Here is a 21653-nt window from a genome sequence, read left to right on the forward strand (position 1 = left end):
GCGGTGACGTTTGATCCTGTCAACAGCGCGAAAGTATGGCGACCGCTAGCCTCGGTCGTTCAGATGTCGAGATTCTCCGCAAAGGCGGCACGCTCCTGGATGAAGCGGAAACGCGCCTCGGCCTTGGTGCCCATCAGGTTGTCCACGGCCTCGCGGGTGCCTTCGAAATCCACGTCGTCAATCGCCACCTTCAAAAGCGTTCGCTTTTTCGGATCCATCGTCGTTTCCTTGAGCTGCGCAGGCAGCATCTCTCCGAGACCTTTGAACCGGCCGATTTCGACCTTGCCGCGTCCGTTGAATGCCGTCTGCATCAATTCCTCACGATGCGCATCGTCGCGGGCATAGAGGGTCTTCGACCCCTGCGTGATGCGGTAGAGCGGGGGAACGGCGAGATAGAGGTGTCCGCCCCGGATGAGCTCCGGCATCTCCTGATAGAAGAATGTGATCAGCAGGGATGCAATGTGGGCGCCGTCCACGTCCGCGTCGGTCATGATGATCACGCGGTCGTAGCGCAGGTCTTCCTCGCGATACTTCGAGCGGGTGCCGCAGCCGAGTGCCTGGACAAGGTCGGCGATCTGCTGGTTGGCGCCGAGTTTCTCTCTCCCGGCGCTCGCGACGTTGAGAATCTTGCCGCGCAACGGAAGGATGGCCTGGTTGGCGCGGTTGCGCGCCTGCTTTGCCGAGCCGCCCGCCGAGTCTCCTTCGACGATGAAGAGTTCTGCACCTTCGGCCGAGTTCTGCGAGCAGTCGGCGAGCTTGCCCGGCAGGCGAAGTTTCCTGACGGCGGTCTTCCGGTTGACTTCCTTCTCCTTGCGCCGTCGCACGCGCTCCTCTGCACGCTCCACCACCCAGTCAAGCAGCTTGGCCGCCTCCGCCGGATTGTCGGCGAGGTAGTGGTCGAAGGGGTCACGAAGCGCGTTTTCGACGATACGCTGGGCCTCGACGGTTGCGAGCTTGTCCTTCGTCTGGCCGACGAATTCCGGCTCGCGGATGAACACGGAAAGCATGCCCACAGCCGATATCATCACGTCGTCGGTCGTTACGATCGAAGCGCGCTTGTTCTGCGTCAGTTCCGCGTAGTTCTTCAGGCCCTTGGTGAGGGCGATGCGCAGGCCGGCTTCATGGGTACCGCCATCGGCCGTCGGGATCGTGTTGCAGTAGGAATGGATCATGGAATCGCCGCCGTACCACGTTACAGCCCATTCCAGTGCCCCATGACCACCGGACTTTTCCGTCTTGCCGGCGAAGATTTCTTTCGTGACCGTGTAGTCCTTGCCGAGCGTGGCCTGGAGATAGTCCTTCAGGCCACCGGGGAAATGAAAGACCGCCTTCTCCGGTGTCTCCGAGCCTTCCGGCAGCAGCAAGGGATCGCAGCTCCAGCGAATTTCGACGCCGCCGAAGAGGTAGGCCTTGGAACGTGCCATGCGAAACAGGCGTGCAGGATCGAAATGGGCATGCGGGCCGAAGATTTCCGGATCGGGATGGAAGCGCACTTTGGTGCCGCGCCGGTTGTGAACCTCGCCCAGTTCCTCGAGTCCGCCCTGCGGAATGCCGCGCGAGAACCGCTGACGATAGAGCTTGCGATTGCGCGCGACCTCTACCTCGAGAGAATCCGAAAGCGCGTTGACGACGGAAACGCCCACGCCATGCAGACCGCCCGACGTCTCATAGGCCTTGCCGTCGAACTTTCCGCCAGCGTGAAGCACCGTCATGATTACTTCGAGGGTGGACTTGCCGGGGACCTGGGGGTGGTTTTCCACGGGAATGCCGCGGCCGTTGTCGGTCACCGAGAGAAAGCCCTCGGCATCGAGGCTTACCTCGATGAAATTGGCATGGCCGGCAACTGCCTCGTCCATCGAGTTGTCGATGACTTCGGCGAAGAGGTGATGCAACGCCTTCTCGTCCGTCCCGCCGATGTACATCCCGGGACGCATGCGCACCGGTTCCAGCCCTTCCAGAACACGGATGGCGGAAGCATCGTAGGCGCCACTGTCGGATACCGGCGCCTTGGGCTGCGGTGCTGCGGGTGCTGGTACAGCCGTCGCCGGCTTCGGAGCCGCCTGGGCTGCCGGTTTCGCTGCGACTGGAAGGTTGGCGAAGAGGTCGTTGTTATTGTCTTCCATATGCCCGTTCAGACTTTGTTCCGTTTGGACCTTGCCGCCGCATGAATGTGCGATGGCCCCGTTCCACAACTTTTCGATTGCCGCCGAATCGCGGGAATTATGTCAGATTCGGCCTGCCTGCGCGATTCGCCGGCGCAATTGCGGCATCGCGATCGTGTGCCAGAGGATTGCTTTGGGCACGCGCGGATGGCAAGACTTGCCGCCCTAAAGGAGCAAGACTTCATGCCACAGTCCACAGCTCATTGTCTCAAATGCGCGTTTTTTGCGGCATTGCTAGTGTTTTCCCAGCCTTTCACGGCGTCAGCGCAGACGCTGAAACCCTGGAAGGACGAGCTCTTCGCCTATGGAACGGTCTTGGTGACTACGGACGGCGGTGCGTTGCGCATCGTCGACTATCAGGAGTTGCGGGACATCAACGCACGCGACACGACGCCCGAACGGCGCGTCCGGCCGAACTACGTCTCGACCCGCGTGAAGAAGTTTCAGCGCAACGAGACGCTCGAAACTCCGGCGGGCCCCGTCGATGTGGCCCTGACCGGCGCTGCCGAGAATGCGGCTTTCACGGTCATTTTCATTCACGGACGCGGCGGCGACCGTCGGCTCGGAAACAACGACTGGAGTTTTGGCGGCAACTTCAACCGGCTCAAGAATCTCGCCGTACTGAACGGCGGTGCCTACTACGCGCCGAGCGTCAAATCCTTCGGCGAACCGGGTGTTGAAGCGATTGCCGGATTGATTCAAGCCGTTGGTGCGCGATCCCCGGGCGCACCGATCGTGCTTGCCTGCGCTTCGATGGGCAGCTTCATATGTTCGGGAATCGCCCGCAACCCAACGGCCGTCGCGAGCCTCAAGGGAATGATCATCATGGGCGGCGCTGCCGACGCAGACTACGGCACCACGGCTGCGTTCAAGAAAAAGCTGCCCGTGTTCTTCACCCACGGAGACAGGGATCCTGTCTATTCCGCAAATGATCAACTCGCAGTCTTTCGCAAGCTGCGGAACGCGGGAATCGAGACCCGGTTCGTGCTCTTCCAGACCGGCGGGCATGGCACGCCTGTGCGCATGACGGACTGGCGTGAGACGCTGAACTGGGTCCTGTCACAGTAGGGTTCGAGGATCGGCGATGGGAGCCAAGCTTCCATTGCTGTGCCTAATTTGCTAGCCCTGCCTGGAATTGCCATGAAAGGGAGGTCTCATGACGCCGGAAGTTAAGCCGCTCGTTGCCGGAAACTGGAAGATGAACGGAACCAGGGCATCGCTGGATCAGATCAAGGCGATGGCCGAAGGTGTGAAGGGAGATCTGTCGGACAAGGTGGAAAGCCTCATATGCCCCCCCGTGAGCCTGCTGTATGTCGCGACCGCTCTTGCCGACGACAGTCCGCTCAAGATCGGCGCCCAGGATTGCCACCAGAAGGTCTCGGGCGCACACACCGGTGATGTGTCCGCGGAGATGATCGCGGATTGTTTCGGGACCCATGTGATTGTCGGCCACTCGGAGCGGCGGACAGACCACAAAGAGGATGACGCATTGATCCGCGCCAAGGCGGAGAGCGCCTATGCGGCGAATCTCATTGCGATCATCTGCATCGGAGAGACCGAAAGCGAACGGAAGTCGGGACGCACGCTCGATGTGCTCAAGGCGCAGCTGGCCGGTTCCGTGCCGGACACGGCGACGGCTGCAAACACCGTAATCGCCTATGAGCCGGTCTGGGCGATAGGAACCGGACTGACTCCCACTGTGGAAGACATCGAGGAAGCGCATGCGTTCATGCGTGCCGAGCTTGCAAGTCGCTTTTCAGGCGAGGGGAGCAAGATGCGCATCCTCTACGGCGGCTCCGTGAAACCGGGCAACGCAAGGGAACTGATGGCAATCGCCAATGTCGATGGAGCGCTCATCGGCGGCGCGAGCTTGAAAGCGCAGGACTTCCTCTCCATCTACGGCGCATACGAAGAATTGACGGCCTGAAGGCGGAATTGCCGCGAAGGGCTTGGAATGGCTGGCGGCTTGGTATAAGAGCCGCCAAACGTCTTTTTTGGGCCTTCGGCCGGGATCTTGAAAAATGCAGACCGTATTGCTTGTCATCTATCTCATGGTCGTCGTGGCGCTCATCGGCATCGTGCTGATCCAGCGTTCGGAAGGCGGCGGCCTCGGCATCGGTGGTGGCTCCGGCTTCATGTCGGCGCGCGGAACCGCGAACGCGCTGACCCGCACGACCGCTATCCTGGCAACGCTCTTCTTCGTGCTTGCGCTCGGGATGGGCATTCTCGCTCGCTATGAAAGCAAGCCGACCGACATTCTCGACCGGATTCCGGGCACCTCGGGTGGAAACGGGATCCTCGACTCGCTCGGCGGCAACCAGTCCAACCAGAACAACAACCAGACCGCGCCGGCTTCCGGTAACAATGCGGTTCCGACGGATAGCGGTGCGGCCACCGGTACCGGCTCCAGCCAGACGGGCAACGCCGGCACGACGACGGGAGCGGGCACCGCTACGCCCGCGACCGGCACCGGACAGAACAATTCGGGCGTTCCGAGCGGCCAGTAAGGCGCTCGGCCGACGATGAACCGACCGGCGGGGATGTTCCCCGCCGGTCTTCTTTTGTGAACATCGCGAACTCCGATCACGAAAAATCCGCTGCGCGGCGATTTTTCGGTGGCGGAATCGTTTTTGAAAAGGTATCCGGTGACTCCCATGGCGCGATATGTATTCATCACAGGCGGCGTGGTTTCTTCCCTTGGAAAGGGTATTGCTTCGGCCGCTCTCGGAGCGTTGCTGCAGGCCCGTGGTTATCGGGTGCGGCTTCGTAAACTTGACCCCTACCTCAACGTCGATCCCGGAACGATGAGCCCGACGCAGCATGGCGAGGTTTTCGTAACCGACGACGGTGCTGAGACCGACCTGGACCTCGGTCACTACGAACGCTTCACCGGGCGTTCCGCAACAAAGACCGACAACATCACCACCGGCCGGATCTACAAGAACATCATCGACAAGGAACGCCGCGGCGACTACCTCGGTGCGACGGTTCAGGTGATCCCGCACGTAACAAACGAAATCAAGAACTTCGTCACCGAAGGCAATGACGACTACGATTTCGTGCTGTGCGAGATTGGCGGCACCGTGGGCGACATCGAGGCGATGCCCTTCATGGAGGCGATCCGCCAGCTCGGTAACGATCTTCCGCGCAACACCGCGGTTTACGTCCACCTGACGCTGATGCCCTACATTCCGGCGGCCGGCGAACTGAAGACCAAGCCCACACAGCATTCCGTCAAGGAACTGCAGGCGCTCGGCATCCATCCCGACATCCTTCTTGTTCGTGCGGACCGCGAGATTCCGGAAGCGGAGCGCAAGAAGCTGTCGCTGTTCTGCAACGTCCGTCCGTCCGCCGTGATCCAGGCCCTGGACGTCGCATCGATCTACGATGTGCCGCTTGCCTATCACAAGGAAGGCCTCGACGACGAGGTGCTGGCCGCCTTCGGTATCGAGCCGGCTCCGAAGCCGCGCCTGGAGGCCTGGCAGAACGTTTCCGAGCGGATCAGGACCCCGGAAGGCGAAGTCACGATCGCGATCGTCGGCAAGTACACGGGCCTCAAGGACGCCTACAAGTCTTTGATCGAGGCACTGTATCATGGCGGTATCGCGAACCATGTGAAGGTTAAGCTAGACTGGATCGAGTCGGAGATCTTCGAGAAAGAGGATCCGGCTCCCTATCTCGAAAAGGTCCACGGCATCCTCGTGCCGGGCGGCTTCGGAGAGCGCGGCTCGGAAGGGAAGATCAGCGCGGCGCGCTTTGCCCGCGAGCGCAAGGTTCCCTATTTCGGCATCTGCTTCGGCATGCAGATGGCCGTCGTCGAAGCGGCCCGCAGCCTGGCAGGCATCGAGAAGGCCTCCTCCACGGAGTTCGGCAAGACGGATGAGCCCGTCGTTGGCCTGATGACCGAGTGGGTGAAGGGCAACGAGCTGGAGAAGCGCAGCGCCGCTGGCAACCTCGGCGGAACGATGCGCCTCGGCGCTTATCGCGCCAGCCTGAAGAAGGACACGAAGATCTCGCAGATCTATGGTTCGACCGAGATCTCCGAACGTCACCGTCACCGCTACGAGGTGAACGTGGACTATAAGGAGAGGCTGGAGTCCTGCGGTCTCGTTTTCTCGGGCATGTCGCCGGACGGCGTATTGCCGGAGACGGTCGAGTATGAGGACCATCCGTGGTTCATCGGCGTCCAGTATCACCCCGAGTTGAAGAGCCGCCCGCTCGACCCGCATCCACTCTTTGCGAGCTTCATTGAAGCCGCGCTGGAGCAGAGCCGTCTCGTCTGACCTCGATTATCGCCATCTTCTCCGTGCGGCTTCGTATAGCCGCACGGGGTACCGGCCCGACATGACGCTTTCCTAGCGGATGCGGGCCGGCTTGCAGCAGGGCATCAGGTGAAAACTCTCGTGGAATGCACTGTGTGGCAGGCGGTCCCGGTTGCGCCGAACGACCTTCGGCTCAGTCCGGTGCATGCAGGACCACCGGGTCGAAACATCGCCCTATTGCCCTTGCATTGCTGCATCAAAAGAGGCAAAGCAAAAACCCGTGCGCAATGACCGGACCTCCGAAATGACCGTGAAGCCAGGAACGCCCCGCCAGATCGACCATCTTGTGCTGCCGGTGGTTGACCTGGGCGTCGCACGTGAACGGCTCGTCCGCCTCGGTTTCACCGTCGCGCCGGATGCGCGTCATCCTTTCGGGACGGAGAACTGTTGCGTATTCCTTTCCGACGGCAGTTATCTGGAGCCTCTAGGCATCGCCAATCGCGAGGAATGCGAGGAAGCGGCCCGGAAGGGCAACGTGTTCGTCGCCCGTGACCAGGCGTTCCGCTTCCGTCGCGGCCAGGAGGGGCTCTCCGCAATTGCCATGGCAACGTCCGATGCCTGGTCCGACGACGCACGATACGGCGAGGCGGGTATTTCGGGTGGCGAGGTGCTGGAGTTTTCCCGCGACATGCAGCTTCCGGACGGACGGCAGGCGACGGGCTCCTTCCGCCTGGCCTTCGCCGCCGATCTGCGCTCCCCGGATTTCTTTCTCTTCGCATCCGAGCGCGTCGTCGCTCTGCCATCCGACCGTACGGCCCTCGAAACGCACCCCAACGGTGCAAAGGCGCTCGTCGAGGTCGTTTTGTCCGAAACCAATCCGACCGACTTCCAATATCTGCTGCAGATCGCCGCGGATGAACGGGAGGTCGAGGCGCATTCCTTTGGCATGTCGATCGACACACCGCGCGGAAGGGTTACCGTGCTGAACGAAGACGGCATGCGGGGGTTTTATGGCATTGAGGAAGGCAAAGGCGATCGGGGCCTCAAGGGTCGGGCCGTCGTCCTCCGCGTAGAGGACCTCGCATCATGCCGCGATGTCCTGAAGGCAAACAATGTAATGTTCATGGAGCGGAGCGACCGCGTCCTGGTGCCACCTGCACCGGGGCAGGGCGTACTGTTCGTATTCGGAGAGTAACATGGAAACGAATGCAGTCGTGACCGCCGGTGAAGGCGCGTCGAAGGTAATCTTTTCGCAGTCCGGCAAGCTGTCGCTGATCGCCGGTCCATGCCAGATGGAAAGCCGCGAGCATGCCTTCATGATCGCGGGCAAGATGAAGGAGCTTTGCGACCAGCTCGGAATCGGCCTCGTCTATAAGTCGTCCTACGACAAGGCAAATCGTACCTCGATCTCCGGCAAGCGCGGAATTGGGCTCGAGAAGGCAATGGAGATCTTTGCCGACCTCAAGAAGGAATTCGGCTTTCCGGTTCTGACCGACATCCACACCGAAGAGCAGTGCGCATTGGTGGCGCCGACGGTTGATATCCTGCAGATCCCGGCATTCCTGTCGCGCCAGACCGATCTTCTTGTCGCCGCCGCCAAGACCGGCCGCGTCATCAACGTCAAGAAGGGGCAGTTCCTGGCGCCTTGGGATATGAAGAACGTTCTCGCGAAGTTCACTGCGAGCGGAAACCCGAACGTCCTTCTTTGCGAACGCGGCGCCTCCTTCGGCTACAACACGCTCGTCTCCGACATGCGTTCGCTGCCGATCATGGCCTCTCTCGGTGCTCCGGTCGTCTTCGACGCCACGCACTCCGTGCAGCAGCCGGGCGGGCAGGGTGGCTCGTCGGGCGGCCAGCGTGAATTCGTCGAAACGCTCGCCCGCGCCGCCGTAGCCGTCGGTGTGGCAGGCGTCTTCATCGAGACCCATGAGGATCCGGACAATGCTCCATCGGATGGGCCGAACATGGTTCCGCTCAACGATATGCCGCGGCTTCTCGAAAAGCTTCTGGCATTCGACGCAATTGCAAAGGCATGACGGCACCATCATCACGATGGTGTCACAAGGCTGGGTTAGCCGAAAACGGCGACCTTGCAATTCTGTTCACATCGATTAAGAGACTTTAATCGATTAGATTACCGCCGACCCGTTCATAGACAGGGAAGAAACCCATGACCGCAATCATCGACATCATCGGCCGCGAGATCCTCGACAGCCGCGGCAACCCGACCGTTGAGGTGGATGTTCACCTCGAAGACGGAAGCTTTGGCCGCGCTGCCGTACCGTCCGGCGCATCCACCGGCGCACACGAAGCCGTGGAACTGCGCGACGGCGGCAAGCGTTATCTCGGCAAGGGCGTCGAGCGCGCAGTCGAGGCTGTCAACGGCGAAATCTTCGAGGCGGTCGGCGGGCTCGATGCCGAGAACCAGATCCAGATTGACCAGATCATGATGGAACTGGATGGCACCTCCAACAAGTCGCGCCTGGGCGCCAATGCGATTCTCGGCGTGTCGCTCGCCGTCGCCAAGGCGGCCGCAAACGCTTCCGGCCTGCCGCTCTATCGCTACGTCGGCGGTCCGAATGCCCGCGTCCTGCCGGTTCCGATGATGAACATCATCAATGGCGGCGCGCACGCCGACAACCCGATCGACTTCCAGGAGTTCATGATCGTTCCGGTTGGTGCCGAGACGATCCGCGACGCAGTCCGCATGGGCTCTGAAGTCTTCCACACGCTGAAGAAGCAGCTGCATGCGGACGGCCACAACACCAACGTCGGCGACGAAGGTGGATTTGCTCCCGGTCTCGCGTCTGCGCCTGCCGCGCTCGACTTCATCATGAAGTCGATCGAGAAGGCCGGCTACAAGCCCGGTGAAGACATGTACATCGCGCTCGACTGCGCCGCGACCGAGTTCTTCAAGGACGGCAAGTACGTGCTCGAAGGCGAGGGCCGCACGCTCGAGCCCGGCGCGATGGCTGAATACCTGGCCGAACTTGCTGCCAAGTATCCGATCTTCTCCATCGAGGATGGCATGGCGGAAGACGACTGGGACGGCTGGAAGGCTGTAACGGACCTCATCGGAAACAAGTGCCAACTGGTCGGTGACGACCTCTTCGTCACCAACTCGGCGCGTCTGCGTGACGGCATCAAGATGGGCGTTGCAAACTCCATCCTGGTCAAGGTCAACCAGATCGGCTCGCTTTCCGAGACGCTTGACGCCGTTGAGACGGCGCACAAGGCGCGTTACACTGCCGTCATGTCTCACCGCTCGGGTGAGACGGAAGACGCAACGATCGCCGATCTCGCTGTGGCAACGAATTGCGGACAGATCAAGACAGGTTCGCTTGCCCGTTCTGACCGGCTCGCCAAGTACAACCAGCTGATCCGCATCGAAGAGCAGCTTGGCCCGCAGGCGACGTACGCCGGTCGTTCGATCCTCCGCGGCTGATCGATCCGCCGGAAGATGCCTTCATTCCACCCGCGTCCAGAAACGGACGCGGGTTTTGCTTTTCCGGACGTCATGGTCAACGGTCGGTTAATCAATAGGCTCTAGAGTGATCCCGTACTGCGTATCAGGGCACTCTCATGTGGACCAAACATCACAAGAAGCGGAAACTCGGCCGGCTCGTTCTGCCGGTCATCACGGTCGCTTTCCTCGGTTATTTCGGCTATCATTCCATCCACGGCGACTACGGTCTGAATGCCATGGAGGAGTTCGAGCGGCAACGCATCGAGCGGCAGGCGCGTGTCGATGTACTGGTCGATCAGCGTCAGCGGCTCGAAAAAGAAGTCGCTTTGATGAGTAATGGGTCGCTTGAACGGGACATGCTGGACGAGAAAGCACGCTTCGCGCTGAACATGTCGCGAAGCGACGAGATCGTTATTTTTCACTGAATTAGCAAATTAACCGAAATTCAGTTAATTAGAAATACGCATGTAAAATCATATACTTGCTCTGAATGATAGCCATGCAAGAATAGCATTGCTGGAGAGGGCTTCTTCCCTTATGGTCGCATCAAAAGGCAACCCTAGGGAGGATTGAATGGCTCCGCGTAAAACCGCGTCCGTTTCTAGCCGCAAAACGGTGGCAAAGCCCGCCAAGAAGGACTTCAACGGCGGCACCGTCGCCGCCTTTTCCAAGGAAGATGATCTCAAGGCTTATCGCGAGATGCTGCTGATCCGGCGTTTCGAAGAAAAGGCCGGCCAGCTTTACGGCATGGGCTTCATCGGTGGTTTCTGTCACCTCTATATCGGTCAGGAAGCAGTCGTCGTCGGCATGCAGATGGCGCTCAAGGATGGCGACCAGGTCATCACCGGCTACCGCGACCATGGTCACATGCTGGCCTGCGGCATGAGTGCACGCGGCGTCATGGCCGAACTCACCGGGCGCCGTGGCGGTCTTTCCAAGGGGAAGGGCGGCTCCATGCACATGTTCTCCAAGGAGAAGCACTTCTACGGCGGGCACGGCATCGTCGGCGCGCAGGTCTCCCTCGGTACCGGTCTTGCCTTCGCGAACCGTTATCGCGGCAATGACAATGTCTCTCTTGCCTATTTCGGCGACGGCGCGGCCAACCAGGGCCAGGTCTACGAGAGCTTCAACATGGCCGCACTCTGGAAGCTGCCGGTCATCTACATCATTGAGAACAACCGTTACGCCATGGGTACGGCCGTGTCGCGCGCTTCCGCGCAGACGGACTTCTCGCAGCGCGGTGCCTCCTTCAATATTCCTGGGTTCCAGGTCGATGGCATGGACGTGCGCGCGGTGAAGGCCGCCGCTGATGAGGCTGTCGAGCATTGCCGTTCCGGCAAGGGTCCGATCATCCTGGAGATGCTGACCTATCGCTATCGTGGCCATTCCATGTCCGACCCGGCGAAGTATCGCTCCAAGGACGAAGTGCAGAAGATGCGCTCCGAGCATGATCCGATCGAACAGGTAAAGGCGCGCATCATCGAAAAGGGATGGGCGAGTGAGGACGAACTGAAGCAGATCGACAAGGATGTCCGCGATGTCGTCGCCGACAGTGCCGATTTTGCTCAGGCCGATCCGGAGCCGGATGTATCCGAGCTCTACACCGACATTCTGATTTGATCCGGGCGGAGGAACAACAATGCCAATCGATATTCTGATGCCCGCTCTTTCCCCGACGATGGAAGAGGGCACGCTTTCCAAGTGGCTCAAGAAGGAAGGCGAAGCAGTTAAGGCTGGCGACGTGATCGCCGAGATCGAAACAGACAAGGCGACGATGGAAGTCGAGGCCGTGGACGAGGGCACGATCGCCAAGATCGTCGTTCCCGCAGGCACCGAGAACGTCAAGGTCAATGCTCTGATCGCCGTGCTTGCGGCCGAGGGCGAGGATCTGGACCAGCTCGGCAAGGGCGTGGGCGAAGACGAGGTCAAGCCCGTGACTCCGACCCCGACGGCGAACGCCGAAGCCCCGGCCGCACCTGCCACCGTTCCGGCACAGCCGGTCGCGCCGGTTATCGCCGCCGATCCGGATATTCCGGCCGGCACCGAAATGGTTTCCATGACCGTTCGTGAAGCTCTTCGCGATGCCATGGCGGAAGAAATGCGCCGCGACGGCGACGTCTTCGTCATGGGTGAGGAAGTGGCCGAATACCAGGGCGCCTACAAGATTACCCAAGGCTTGCTGCAGGAATTCGGCGACCGGCGCGTCATCGATACGCCGATCACCGAGCACGGGTTTGCAGGCGTCGGCGTTGGTGCTGCGATGACCGGGCTGAGGCCGATCGTCGAGTTCATGACCTTCAACTTCGCCATGCAGGCGATCGACCAGATCATCAACTCCGCTGCTAAGACCCTCTACATGTCCGGTGGCCAGATGGGCGCACCGATCGTCTTCCGCGGGCCCAATGGTGCTGCGGCACGCGTCGCGGCCCAGCACTCGCAGTGCTATGCAGCCTGGTACAGCCATATCCCGGGTCTCAAGGTCGTGATGCCGTATACGGCGGCCGACGCCAAGGGCCTGTTGAAGGCCGCGATCCGCGATCCGAACCCCGTCATATTCCTGGAAAACGAAATCCTCTATGGCCAGCACTTCGACGTGCCCAAGCTCGATGATTTTGTCCTGCCGATCGGCAAGGCGCGCATCCATCGTCCGGGCAAGGACGTGACTGTCGTTTCCTTCGGGATCGGCATGACCTACGCGGTCAAGGCTGTGGCGGAACTCGAGAAGCTCGGCATCGATGTTGAGCTGATCGACCTGCGGACCATCCGCCCGATGGACCTGCCGACGATCATCGAATCGGTGAAGAAGACGGGCCGTCTCGTGACCGTCGAGGAAGGCTATCCGCAGTCGTCCGTCGGAACCGAGATCGCCACGCGTGTCATGCAGCAGGCCTTCGATTATCTCGACGCACCGATCCTGACGATCGCCGGCAAGGATGTGCCGATGCCCTATGCGTCGAACCTCGAGAAGCTGGCGCTGCCGAATGTCGGCGAGGTCGTCGAGGCGGTCAAAGCCGTCTGCTACAAGTAAGGGGAGGGTGGAGACATGCCGATCAACATCACGATGCCCGCCCTTTCGCCGACGATGGAAGAAGGCAATCTCGCCAAGTGGCTCGTCAAGGAAGGCGACACGATCAAGTCCGGCGATGTGATTGCCGAGATCGAGACCGACAAGGCGACCATGGAAGTGGAAGCGGTCGACGAGGGAACGGTGGCCAAGATCGTCGTTCCTGCCGGAACCGAAGGGGTCAAGGTCAACACGGTGATCGCGGTTCTCGCCGCTGACGGCGAGGATGTGAAGGCCGCGGCCTCAGGTGCCGGAGCTGCCCCGGCGGCCAAGGCCGATGCGCCTGCACAGGCTGCCGCGCCCGCCGCGGAAGCGAAATCGCAACCCGCTCCGGCACCGGTGCCGGCTGCTCCGGCTGCGGTACCTGCCGCGAGCAAGGCGGACGGACAGCGAACCTTTTCCTCGCCTTTGGCCCGTCGTCTCGCCAAGGAGGCGGGGATCGACATATCGGCCGTGTCCGGCACGGGTCCGCATGGTCGCGTCGTGAAGAAGGACGTGGAGGCCGCGGTTGCCGGTGGTGGCGCCAAGGCCGCGCCTGCTGCGGCTGCCGCTGCGGCACCTGCCGCCCCCGCGAAGGGCATGTCGGACGATGCCGTCCTCAAGCTCTTCGAGCCGGGCTCCTATGAGCTCGTTGCGCATGACGGCATGCGCAAGACCATCGCCAAGCGCCTGGTCGAATCGAAGCAGACGATCCCGCACTTCTACGTATCGGTCGATTGCGAGCTCGACGCGTTGCTGGCGCTGCGCGCGCAGATCAACGCTTCGGCACCTGAGAAGGACGGCAAGCCTGCCTACAAGCTCTCGGTCAATGACATGGTGATCAAGGCCATGGCACTCGCGCTTCGCGACGTTCCGGACGCCAACGTCTCGTGGACCGAGTCCAACATGGTCAAGCACAAGCACGCCGATGTCGGCGTCGCCGTCTCCATTCCGGGCGGACTGATCACCCCGATCATCCGCAGCGCCGAGCTGAAGAGCCTCTCCGCCATCTCCAACGAGATGAAGGACCTCGGCAAGCGGGCCAAGGAGCGCAAGCTGAAGCCTGAGGAGTACCAGGGCGGAACCACCGCCGTGTCCAACATGGGCATGATGGGCGTCAAGAACTTCGCCGCGGTTGTCAATCCGCCGCATGCGACGATCCTCGCGGTCGGCGCCGGCGAGGAGCGGGTTGTGGTCAAGAAGGGCCAGATGGTCATCGTGAATGCGATGACAGTCACGCTCTCCACCGACCACCGCTGCGTCGACGGTGCGCTTGGCGCAGAGCTGCTCGGTGCATTCAAGCGCTACATCGAGAACCCGATGGGGATGCTCGTCTAAGGCTGGAGCGCCGTGATGAAAACTGTCCTCTGCTACGGCGATTCTCTGACCTGGGGTTACGACGCGGAGACGCTCGGGCGCCATGCGCTGGAGGATCGCTGGCCGAGCGTTCTGCAGAAGGCGCTCGGTCCGCAGGTGCAGGTGATCGCTGAAGGTCTCAACGGCCGCACCACGGCCTATGACGATCATCTGGCGGATTGTGACCGCAACGGCGCGCGTATCCTGCCCACGATCCTGCACACCCACGGGCCGCTCGATCTGGTGATCTTGATGCTCGGGGCGAACGACATGAAGCCGGTTATCGCCGGAACGGCGTTCGGTGCGGTTCAGGGCATGGAACGACTGGTGGAGCTGGTTCGCCATCACGCCTGGTCGTTCGGCGACGAGGACGGTCCGGAGATCCTGATCGTATCGCCGCCAGCGCTTTGCGAGACGGCGAACACGGCCTTTGCGGCGATGTTTTCTGGTGGCGTCGCGCAGTCGGCGATGCTCGCCACGCTCTATGCCGATCTGGCGGACGAAAAGGACTGCGGTTTCTTCGACGCAGGCTCGGTGGCAAGGACGACGCCGCTCGACGGCGTCCATCTCGATGCGGAAAACACGCGTGCGATCGGCCGGGGCATCGAACCGGTCGTGCGCATGATGCTCGGACTGTGAAAAGACAATAAGCGGCAGCCCGATCTGTGCGCCGCATCAAAAAGGCAGGAAACGACATGGCTCAAAACTACGACGTCATCGTTATCGGTTCGGGTCCGGGCGGCTACATCGCCGCGATCCGTGCGGCGCAGCTTGGCCTCAAGACCGCGATCGTCGAGCGGGAGCATCTCGCCGGCATCTGCTCCAACTGGGGTTGTATCCCGACCAAGGCCCTGCTGCGCTCCGCCGAGATCTTCCACTATGCGAAACATCCGGGCGACTACGGCGTGAAGATCGAAGGTTCGGTGACCCCGGATCTGAAGGCGATCGTCGCCCGCTCGCGCGGCATCGCGCAGCGCATGAATGGCGGCGTCGGCTTCCTCATGAAGAAGAACAAGGTTGACATCATCTGGGGCGAGGCGAAGCTTTCCAAGCCCGGCGAGATTGTCGTCTCCAAGACTTCGAAGAAGCCGGTCGAGCCGCAGGCACCGCTGCCGAAGAACGTTCTGCCGGAAGGCACCTACACGGCAAAGCACATCGTCATTGCAACGGGTGCCCGTCCCCGGGCGCTTCCGGGCATCGAGCCGGATGGCAAGCTGATCTGGACCTATTTCGAGGCAATGAAACCGGAAGAGATGCCGAAGTCCCTGCTCGTCATGGGGTCGGGCGCAATCGGCATCGAGTTCGCCTCCTTCTACCGCACGCTCGGCGTCGACGTTACCGTGGTCGAGGTCATGTCGACCGTGATGCCGGTCGAGGATGCGGAAATCTCGGCACTCGCCAAGAAGCAGTTCGAAAAGCAGGGCATGAGAATCCATCTGGAGGCGAAGGTCACTAAGGTGGAGAAGGCTGCCAATTCGATCACCGCCCATGTCGAGATGAAGGACGGCAAGGTGGAGAAGATCACGGCCGACCGGATGATCTCGGCTGTCGGCGTTCAGGCGAACATCGAGAATATCGGCCTTGAAGCGCTCGGCGTGAAGACCGACCGCGGCTTCATCGCCATCGACGGCTACGGCCGGACGAATGTTCCGGGTATCTATGCGATCGGCGACGTCGCCGGTCCGCCGATGCTCGCCCACAAGGCCGAGCACGAGGCGGTCATCTGCATCGAGAAGATTGCGGGCCTGCCGAACGTGCATCCGATGGACAAGCTGAAGATCCCGGGCTGCACCTACTGCCATCCGCAGGTCGCCTCCGTCGGCCTGACGGAAGCCAAGGCCAAGGAACAGGGCCGCGAAATTCGCGTCGGCCGGTTCCCCTTCGTGGCAAACGGCAAGGCGATCGCGCTCGGCGAGGATCAGGGTCTCGTCAAGACGATCTTCGACAAGAAGACGGGCGAGCTTCTCGGCGCCCATCTGGTTGGCGCGGAAGTGACCGAACTCATCCAGGGCTTCGTGGTCGCAATGAACCTCGAGACAACAGAGGAAGAGCTCATGCACACGATCTTCCCGCACCCGACCATCTCGGAAACGTTGAAGGAAAGCGTGCTCGACGCCTATGGGCGTGCGCTGAACGCCTGAGCGAAATAGAGATCGCACTTGATTAAGAGCCGCTCCGGCCCCTATATCGGCCGGAGCGAAGGGCCAGCGAGGGCGAGATTGCCCGGCGAAGCGGAAAGACGGCAGCATGGTCACCATTCTTGACAGAACCAATATCGGGGAAAAGCGCATCCGCCATCCGGAAAAGGCGCATCGTCCCGATACGGAAGTTCTGCGAAAGCCGGAGTGGATCCGCGTTAAGGCGCCCGTCTCAAAGGGCTACCAGGAGACCCGCTCGATCGTGAAGGAGCACAAGCTCGTGACGGTCTGCGAGGAAGCGGGCTGCCCCAACATCGGCGAGTGCTGGGACAAGAAGCACGCGACCTTCATGATCATGGGCGAGATCTGTACCCGCGCTTGCGCCTTCTGCAACGTATCGACCGGCAAGCCGAATGCGCTCGACATGGCCGAGCCGGAGAATGTCGCAAAGGCCGTGAGAGAGATGGGCCTGAGCCACGTCGTCATCACCTCGGTTGACCGCGACGATCTCGACGACGGTGGAGCGGAGCATTTCGAGAAGGTGATCTGGGCGATCCGCGCCGCATCGCCTACCACCACGATCGAGATCCTGACCCCCGACTTCCTGAAGAAGCCCGGTGCGTTGGAGCGCGTCGTCGCTGCCAAGCCGGACGTCTTCAACCACAACATGGAAACTGTTCCGGGTAACTATCTCACGGTTCGCCCGGGTGCGCGCTACTTCCATTCGGTCCGTCTTTTGCAGCGGGTGAAGGAACTGGACCCCACCATGTTCACCAAGTCCGGCATCATGGTCGGCCTCGGTGAGGAGCGCAACGAAGTGCTCCAGCTGATGGACGACCTGCGCACGGCGGACGTCGACTTCCTGACCATCGGCCAGTACCTGCAGCCGACCCGCAAGCACCACAAGGTCGAGAAGTTCGTTACGCCGGAGGAGTTCAAGTCCTATGAGACGGTTGCCTATACCAAAGGCTTCCTGATGGTAGCCTCCAGCCCGCTCACGCGCTCTTCGCATCACGCGGGTGACGACTTCGCACGATTGAGGGCAGCGCGCGAAAAGAAGCTTCTCGCCGCAGCCGAGTAAGTTCTTTATCCATGATCGCACGGGCCGGGGTTGCAAGACCTCGGCCCGACTGCGTTTGAGGGCGAAGAAATGGGCAATGCTTTCAATGGCAAGTTTGATTCAGATTCGACGCTTGTCGCGGTTTCGAGGGCTCTCGTGATCGCTTGCCAGAGTTATCTGGTTGGCCGATCCGGTAGCGGCGCTTCGGGGCAACAAAGCGAGCCGGGCAGGGGAATCGTCCCCCATCAATCCCCAAAAGTCTCCTGGCCCGGCGAAAGTCACCAATTGAGGTAATTGTCGGCTTGTACCCTTGAGGGTAGGCTGCTCATGAAGCTTTCGCGGGGAAGCGGGAGCGATGGCTCGTGCGCGAAAGTGGGTTGCCGATGGACACGGAGGCGCTTTTCAGGGTCGCGGCCGCCGAGGCTGCGCGGTATCGCAATTCCGTGCCGGACCGACCGCACCGACCTGTTCGGGGATATGCGGAAAGTCTCGCGGCATTTTCTGAACCGCTGCCGGTGGAGGCGTGCGAGCCGGAGGCCGTGATCGCTGATTTAGTGTCGCGCGCCGAGGCGGGGCTTCATCTGATGGTCGGCCCGCGGTTTTTCGGCTGGGTCATCGGCGGCTCACATCCGGCCGGCGTTGCGGCGGACATGCTCACCTCCGCATGGGGACAGAATGCCGGCAACCATGTGGCGGCTCCCTCCGCTTCAGCGGTGGAAACCGTGGCGGCCCGATGGCTCCTCGAACTTCTCGACCTTCCGCGCGAGAGTTCCGTCGGCTTCGTAACCGGTGCGACAATCGCTAACTTCACGTGCCTAGCGGCCGCACGCGGCGCGGTCCTGAGGCGGGTTGGCTGGGATCCGGACGCAAACGGTCTGTTCGGCGCGCCGCCCGTTTCCGTTTTGATCGGAGACGATGCCCATACGACTGTCTTTTCCGCCCTCCAGTATCTCGGCCTAGGCCACGACAGGGTCGTCCGCCTTCCCACCGATCGGGAGGGACGGATCCGGCCTGATGCGTTCGCGGCACTGATGGCGGCGATCGAGGGGCCGTGCATCGTCATCCTCCAGGCGGGTCAGATCAATTCGGGCGCTTTCGACGACTTTTCCACGCTCGTCCCGATCGCACGGGAACGAGGCGCCTGGATTCACGTGGATGGCGCTTTCGGTCTCTGGGCGCAGGTAACCCCCGCACTGCGACATCTTTCACGCGGCGTCGACCTCGCCGACAGCTGGGCGACGGACGGGCACAAATGGCTTCAAACCCCCTATGATTGCGGCTACGCGATCGTTCGTGACGAAGCCGCACACCGCAGGGCGATGACAATCGCTGCGAGCTACCTACCGACAGCTTCAATGGGAGAGCGGGATCCGAGCCATTATGTGCCCGAACTGTCGCGGCGCGCGCGCGGCTTTGCTACCTGGGCGATGATCAAGCATCTCGGACGCGAGGGAATTGCCCGGATGGTCGAACGCAACTGCCGCGCAGCGGCGGCGCTGGCGGAGGCACTTGGCCAGCATCCGGACATCGCCGTTATCAACTCCGTCGATCTCAACCAGATGATCATTCGCTTCGGCGCATCGCTTGAGCCGGAGCGCGGTGACAGGCTGACGAGGGCGGTGATCGCGGCGATCCAGGAGGAGGGTGAAATTTTCACCGGCGGCGCCGAGTGGCGCGGCCTGCAGGTCATGCGCCTGTCCATCAGCAACTACCAGACTGATGAGGTGGAGGCGGAGAGGGCTGCAACGGCGATCAAACAGGCCCTTGACCGCGTCAAAGCGCTCGGCGGCGAGTAGGAACTCGCTGAGATCAGCCGCAACTGGTAGCAAAGAACGCGCTTGCAGGCGCACACATCTTGTCTCGTTCGAGGCGATTGAATATCTGGTTGCCATGCCCCATTTCGAAACCAACCACTCCGTTCCCCACACATCCGAGCAGATGTTCGATCTTGTCGCCGACGTCGAGCGCTACCCGGAATTCCTGCCGCTGTGCGAAGCTCTCACCATACGCAGCCGCAAGGAGCGGAACGGCAAGGTGCTGCTGATCGCCGACATGACGGTGGGTTACAAGGCGATCCGCGAAACCTTCACCACGCAGGTCCTGCTCAGCAAGGAAGAGCGTGTCATCGACGTCAAGTACATCGACGGTCCCTTCAAGTACCTCGACAATCGCTGGCGCTTCGAAGAGCGGGGCGATGGGACATCCATCGTGCACTTCTACATCGACTACGAATTCAAGAGCCGCATTCTCGGTGCGCTGATGGGGTCGATGTTCGACAGGGCCTTCCGGATGTTCACTGATGCCTTTGAGAAGAGGGCGGATCAGGTCTACAAGCCATCCGCATGACGAGGCCTGTCAGCGGAGCGTTGCAAGGTCTCTAAGCATCTGAAGCGCCGTCCGGACGGTTGCAAGCCGGATCTGGTCCCGCCCGATGTCACCGTAGCGCATCTCTCTGTGCTTCCCTTTGCCTGCGCGGGTCGTCGCGGCGATGTGGACGAGCCCGACCGGCTTTTCTTCCGACCCGCCACCCGGACCTGCAATCCCCGTGACCGCCACTGAAATGTCAGCCCTTGAATGCGCGAGTGCGCCCGCCGCCATTTCCTCGGCCGTCTGCCGAGAGACCGCTCCATGGGCTTCAAGCGTCGCGGACTTCACGCCGAGCAGGTCCATCTTCGCCTGGTTGGAGTAGGTGACGAAGCCTCGCTCCACCACAGCCGACGAGCCGGCGATCTCGGTCAGGGCGCCGGCGATAAGGCCGCCGGTGCAAGATTCCGCCGTGGCCACCATCAGATTTCGTGCCGGGAAATCCGTGATGATGTCGCGAGCCAATGCTTCCAGATCGGCAGGCCACATGCTCATGGGTTGCTTCCCGCAAAGACCACCGTGGCCGTGGCGATCGCCGCGATCCCTTCGCGTCGACCAACGAAGCCGATCTTCTCGTTCGTGGTTGCCTTGACCGAGCATCGGTCGAGCGCGATTCCGAGCATCTCGGCGAGGTTTCGTCGCATCTCCTCCCGACGCGGACCGATCTTGGGTGCCTCGGCGATGAGCGAGATGTCGGCGTTCATGATCGTGCCGCCACGGCTTCTGACGATTGCGGCGGCATGCTCCAGGAAGATCCGCGATGCCGCGCCCTTCCATTGGGGATCCGAAGGCGGAAAGTGATCGCCGATGTCGCCCGCCCCGCATGTGGCAAGAAGGGCGTCCGTCAGCGCATGCAGGGCCACGTCGGCGTCGGAATGCCCGGAAAGCCTCTGGTCGTGCGGAAGGAAGACGCCGCACAGCGTCACGCCATCGCCGTCCACGAGCTGGTGGACGTCGTAGCCGTTGCCTGTCCTCACATCCGGGAGTGTCTGCGAGCCGAGCCGCTGGTCTGCCATGCGGATGTCCTTCTGTACTGTCAGCTTTACATTCCCCGCCGCGCCTTCGATCAGCCGCACAGGGATACCGGCCCATTCGGCAATCGCCGCGTCGTCGGTAAAGTCTGCGAGCCCTTGAGAGGCCACCCGGTGATGGGCATCGAGGATCGCCCGAAACTCGAAAGACTGCGGCGTCTGGGCTGCGTAGAGGCCGGCGCGATTAACCGTGTCTGCCACCATGCCCCGGCCATCGGCACGCTTCAGCGTATCGGCGACGGCCATTGCGGGCAACACCGCGCGCTCTCCCTCGGTGAAGGCTGCTATGGTGCGCGCAAGAATGCCATCATCGACAAAGGGACGCACGGCATCCTGGATGAGAACATGTGTCACGCCCGTTCCGTCGAGGGCCTCCAGGCCGGCAAGCACGGATTGTTGGCGGGTCGCTCCGCCGAGCACTGTGACAAGTCGGTCGCCGGCCGGGTTCGCCTCTTGGCTTGCCTGTTCGAAAAGCGCGACGTCGTCCGGGTGAATGACCGCGACGATCCTTTCGGCGTGCGGCCAATTGACAAAAATATCCAGAGTGTGGGAGATCACCGGCCTTCCGCCGATGCGGCGGTACTGCTTGGGTCCTTCGGCGTGTGCTCCGGCGCGTTCGCCGCGTCCGGCTGCGACAATGATCACGCCGCAGGATATCCGTTCCTTTGCCTGCATGTCGAACCCGGGCCTCGCAAATTCAAAGCGTTTCGGGCCGGTTTAGACTGAACGCAATCACAATTCCAGCCGTCTGGGGAATTTTACGTTTGCCTC

At 61.6% G+C, this 21653-nt stretch carries 19 protein-coding genes; 16 read left to right on the forward strand and 3 right to left on the reverse strand.

The window, feature by feature from the left end:
* Positions 1–59: 59 nt before the first annotated feature.
* Positions 60–2123, reverse strand: a complete 2064-nt coding sequence (gene parE, locus F3Y30_RS13515; protein WP_203423204.1) for a DNA topoisomerase IV subunit B — start codon at positions 2121–2123, stop codon at positions 60–62.
* Positions 2124–2345: 222 nt separating this feature from the next.
* On the opposite strand from parE, the gene F3Y30_RS13520 reads away from it, so the two are divergent.
* The 16 genes from F3Y30_RS13520 to F3Y30_RS13595 all read left to right on the forward strand — a co-directional run bounded on the left by F3Y30_RS13520 (position 2346) and on the right by F3Y30_RS13595 (position 19833).
* A complete protein-coding gene (locus tag F3Y30_RS13520) occupies positions 2346–3230 on the forward strand; it encodes an alpha/beta hydrolase (protein WP_203423205.1) in 885 nt (294 codons plus the stop codon).
* A gap of 88 nt (positions 3231–3318) precedes the next feature.
* Complete coding sequence (tpiA, locus tag F3Y30_RS13525; protein WP_203423206.1) at positions 3319–4089, forward strand: triose-phosphate isomerase; 771 nt, start codon at positions 3319–3321, stop codon at positions 4087–4089.
* Positions 4090–4183: 94 nt separating this feature from the next.
* Entirely contained in the window at positions 4184–4669 is a 486-nt protein-coding gene (secG, locus tag F3Y30_RS13530) for a preprotein translocase subunit SecG (protein WP_203423207.1), read from the forward strand.
* 147 nt (positions 4670–4816) lie between these two features.
* On the forward strand, positions 4817–6445 hold the full coding sequence (locus F3Y30_RS13535; protein ID WP_203423208.1) for a CTP synthase: 1629 nt from the start codon (positions 4817–4819) through the stop codon (positions 6443–6445).
* 283 nt (positions 6446–6728) lie between these two features.
* Positions 6729–7619 (forward strand): VOC family protein, encoded by an 891-nt coding sequence (locus tag F3Y30_RS13540; RefSeq protein ID WP_203423209.1) that lies wholly within the window; start codon positions 6729–6731, stop codon positions 7617–7619.
* Position 7620: 1 nt separating this feature from the next.
* On the forward strand, positions 7621–8460 hold the full coding sequence (gene kdsA / locus F3Y30_RS13545) for a 3-deoxy-8-phosphooctulonate synthase (RefSeq protein WP_203423210.1): 840 nt from the start codon (positions 7621–7623) through the stop codon (positions 8458–8460).
* Between the two features lie 134 nt (positions 8461–8594).
* On the forward strand, positions 8595–9869 hold the full coding sequence (gene eno / locus F3Y30_RS13550) for a phosphopyruvate hydratase (RefSeq protein ID WP_203423211.1): 1275 nt from the start codon (positions 8595–8597) through the stop codon (positions 9867–9869).
* A 137-nt stretch (positions 9870–10006) separates the two neighbouring features.
* Positions 10007–10315, forward strand: a complete 309-nt coding sequence (locus tag F3Y30_RS13555) for a septum formation initiator family protein (RefSeq protein ID WP_203423212.1) — start codon at positions 10007–10009, stop codon at positions 10313–10315.
* Between the two features lie 148 nt (positions 10316–10463).
* Positions 10464–11510: a pyruvate dehydrogenase (acetyl-transferring) E1 component subunit alpha gene (pdhA, locus tag F3Y30_RS13560; protein ID WP_203423213.1), complete on the forward strand. Its 1047-nt coding sequence runs from the start codon at positions 10464–10466 to the stop codon at positions 11508–11510.
* A gap of 19 nt (positions 11511–11529) precedes the next feature.
* A complete protein-coding gene (locus tag F3Y30_RS13565; RefSeq protein ID WP_203423214.1) occupies positions 11530–12918 on the forward strand; it encodes a pyruvate dehydrogenase complex E1 component subunit beta in 1389 nt (462 codons plus the stop codon).
* 15 nt (positions 12919–12933) lie between these two features.
* Positions 12934–14271 (forward strand): pyruvate dehydrogenase complex dihydrolipoamide acetyltransferase, encoded by a 1338-nt coding sequence (locus F3Y30_RS13570; protein WP_203423215.1) that lies wholly within the window; start codon positions 12934–12936, stop codon positions 14269–14271.
* Between the two features lie 15 nt (positions 14272–14286).
* Entirely contained in the window at positions 14287–14928 is a 642-nt protein-coding gene (locus tag F3Y30_RS13575) for an SGNH/GDSL hydrolase family protein (protein ID WP_203423216.1), read from the forward strand.
* Between the two features lie 56 nt (positions 14929–14984).
* Entirely contained in the window at positions 14985–16430 is a 1446-nt protein-coding gene (gene lpdA / locus F3Y30_RS13580; protein WP_203423217.1) for a dihydrolipoyl dehydrogenase, read from the forward strand.
* A gap of 106 nt (positions 16431–16536) precedes the next feature.
* Positions 16537–17508: a lipoyl synthase gene (lipA, locus tag F3Y30_RS13585; protein WP_203423218.1), complete on the forward strand. Its 972-nt coding sequence runs from the start codon at positions 16537–16539 to the stop codon at positions 17506–17508.
* Between the two features lie 362 nt (positions 17509–17870).
* Entirely contained in the window at positions 17871–19283 is a 1413-nt protein-coding gene (locus tag F3Y30_RS13590; protein WP_203426616.1) for an aminotransferase class V-fold PLP-dependent enzyme, read from the forward strand.
* Positions 19284–19377: 94 nt separating this feature from the next.
* Complete coding sequence (locus F3Y30_RS13595) at positions 19378–19833, forward strand: type II toxin-antitoxin system RatA family toxin (RefSeq protein WP_203423219.1); 456 nt, start codon at positions 19378–19380, stop codon at positions 19831–19833.
* Between the two features lie 9 nt (positions 19834–19842).
* On the opposite strand, the gene F3Y30_RS13600 is transcribed toward F3Y30_RS13595, so the two are convergent.
* Both F3Y30_RS13600 and F3Y30_RS13605 read right to left on the reverse strand, forming a co-directional pair.
* Complete coding sequence (locus F3Y30_RS13600; protein ID WP_203423220.1) at positions 19843–20346, reverse strand: CinA family protein; 504 nt, start codon at positions 20344–20346, stop codon at positions 19843–19845.
* Positions 20343–21557, reverse strand: a complete 1215-nt coding sequence (locus F3Y30_RS13605) for a bifunctional 2-C-methyl-D-erythritol 4-phosphate cytidylyltransferase/2-C-methyl-D-erythritol 2,4-cyclodiphosphate synthase (RefSeq protein ID WP_203423221.1) — start codon at positions 21555–21557, stop codon at positions 20343–20345. The genes F3Y30_RS13600 and F3Y30_RS13605 overlap by 4 nt, the downstream gene beginning before the upstream one ends.
* Positions 21558–21653 lie beyond the last annotated feature (96 nt).

The sequence above is a fragment of the Sinorhizobium sp. BG8 genome, from assembly GCF_016864555.1.
In the GTDB taxonomy this organism is placed as follows: Bacteria; Pseudomonadota; Alphaproteobacteria; order Rhizobiales; family Rhizobiaceae; genus BG8.

Bases quoted from the DNA above. Each gene is read 5' to 3' on its own strand.
- parE (WP_203423204.1), bottom strand. From the start codon at position 2,123: ATGGAAGACAATAACAACGACCTCTTCGCCAACCTTCCAGTCGCAGCG.
- F3Y30_RS13520 (WP_203423205.1), top strand. From the start codon at position 2,346: ATGCCACAGTCCACAGCTCATTGTCTCAAATGCGCGTTTTTTGCGGCA.
- tpiA (WP_203423206.1), top strand. From the start codon at position 3,319: ATGACGCCGGAAGTTAAGCCGCTCGTTGCCGGAAACTGGAAGATGAAC.
- secG (WP_203423207.1), top strand. From the start codon at position 4,184: ATGCAGACCGTATTGCTTGTCATCTATCTCATGGTCGTCGTGGCGCTC.
- F3Y30_RS13535 (WP_203423208.1), top strand. From the start codon at position 4,817: ATGGCGCGATATGTATTCATCACAGGCGGCGTGGTTTCTTCCCTTGGA.
- F3Y30_RS13540 (WP_203423209.1), top strand. From the start codon at position 6,729: ATGACCGTGAAGCCAGGAACGCCCCGCCAGATCGACCATCTTGTGCTG.
- kdsA (WP_203423210.1), top strand. From the start codon at position 7,621: ATGGAAACGAATGCAGTCGTGACCGCCGGTGAAGGCGCGTCGAAGGTA.
- eno (WP_203423211.1), top strand. From the start codon at position 8,595: ATGACCGCAATCATCGACATCATCGGCCGCGAGATCCTCGACAGCCGC.
- F3Y30_RS13555 (WP_203423212.1), top strand. From the start codon at position 10,007: ATGTGGACCAAACATCACAAGAAGCGGAAACTCGGCCGGCTCGTTCTG.
- pdhA (WP_203423213.1), top strand. From the start codon at position 10,464: ATGGCTCCGCGTAAAACCGCGTCCGTTTCTAGCCGCAAAACGGTGGCA.
- F3Y30_RS13565 (WP_203423214.1), top strand. From the start codon at position 11,530: ATGCCAATCGATATTCTGATGCCCGCTCTTTCCCCGACGATGGAAGAG.
- F3Y30_RS13570 (WP_203423215.1), top strand. From the start codon at position 12,934: ATGCCGATCAACATCACGATGCCCGCCCTTTCGCCGACGATGGAAGAA.
- F3Y30_RS13575 (WP_203423216.1), top strand. From the start codon at position 14,287: ATGAAAACTGTCCTCTGCTACGGCGATTCTCTGACCTGGGGTTACGAC.
- lpdA (WP_203423217.1), top strand. From the start codon at position 14,985: ATGGCTCAAAACTACGACGTCATCGTTATCGGTTCGGGTCCGGGCGGC.
- lipA (WP_203423218.1), top strand. From the start codon at position 16,537: ATGGTCACCATTCTTGACAGAACCAATATCGGGGAAAAGCGCATCCGC.
- F3Y30_RS13590 (WP_203426616.1), top strand. From the start codon at position 17,871: ATGGACACGGAGGCGCTTTTCAGGGTCGCGGCCGCCGAGGCTGCGCGG.
- F3Y30_RS13595 (WP_203423219.1), top strand. From the start codon at position 19,378: ATGCCCCATTTCGAAACCAACCACTCCGTTCCCCACACATCCGAGCAG.
- F3Y30_RS13600 (WP_203423220.1), bottom strand. From the start codon at position 20,346: ATGAGCATGTGGCCTGCCGATCTGGAAGCATTGGCTCGCGACATCATC.
- F3Y30_RS13605 (WP_203423221.1), bottom strand. From the start codon at position 21,557: ATGCAGGCAAAGGAACGGATATCCTGCGGCGTGATCATTGTCGCAGCC.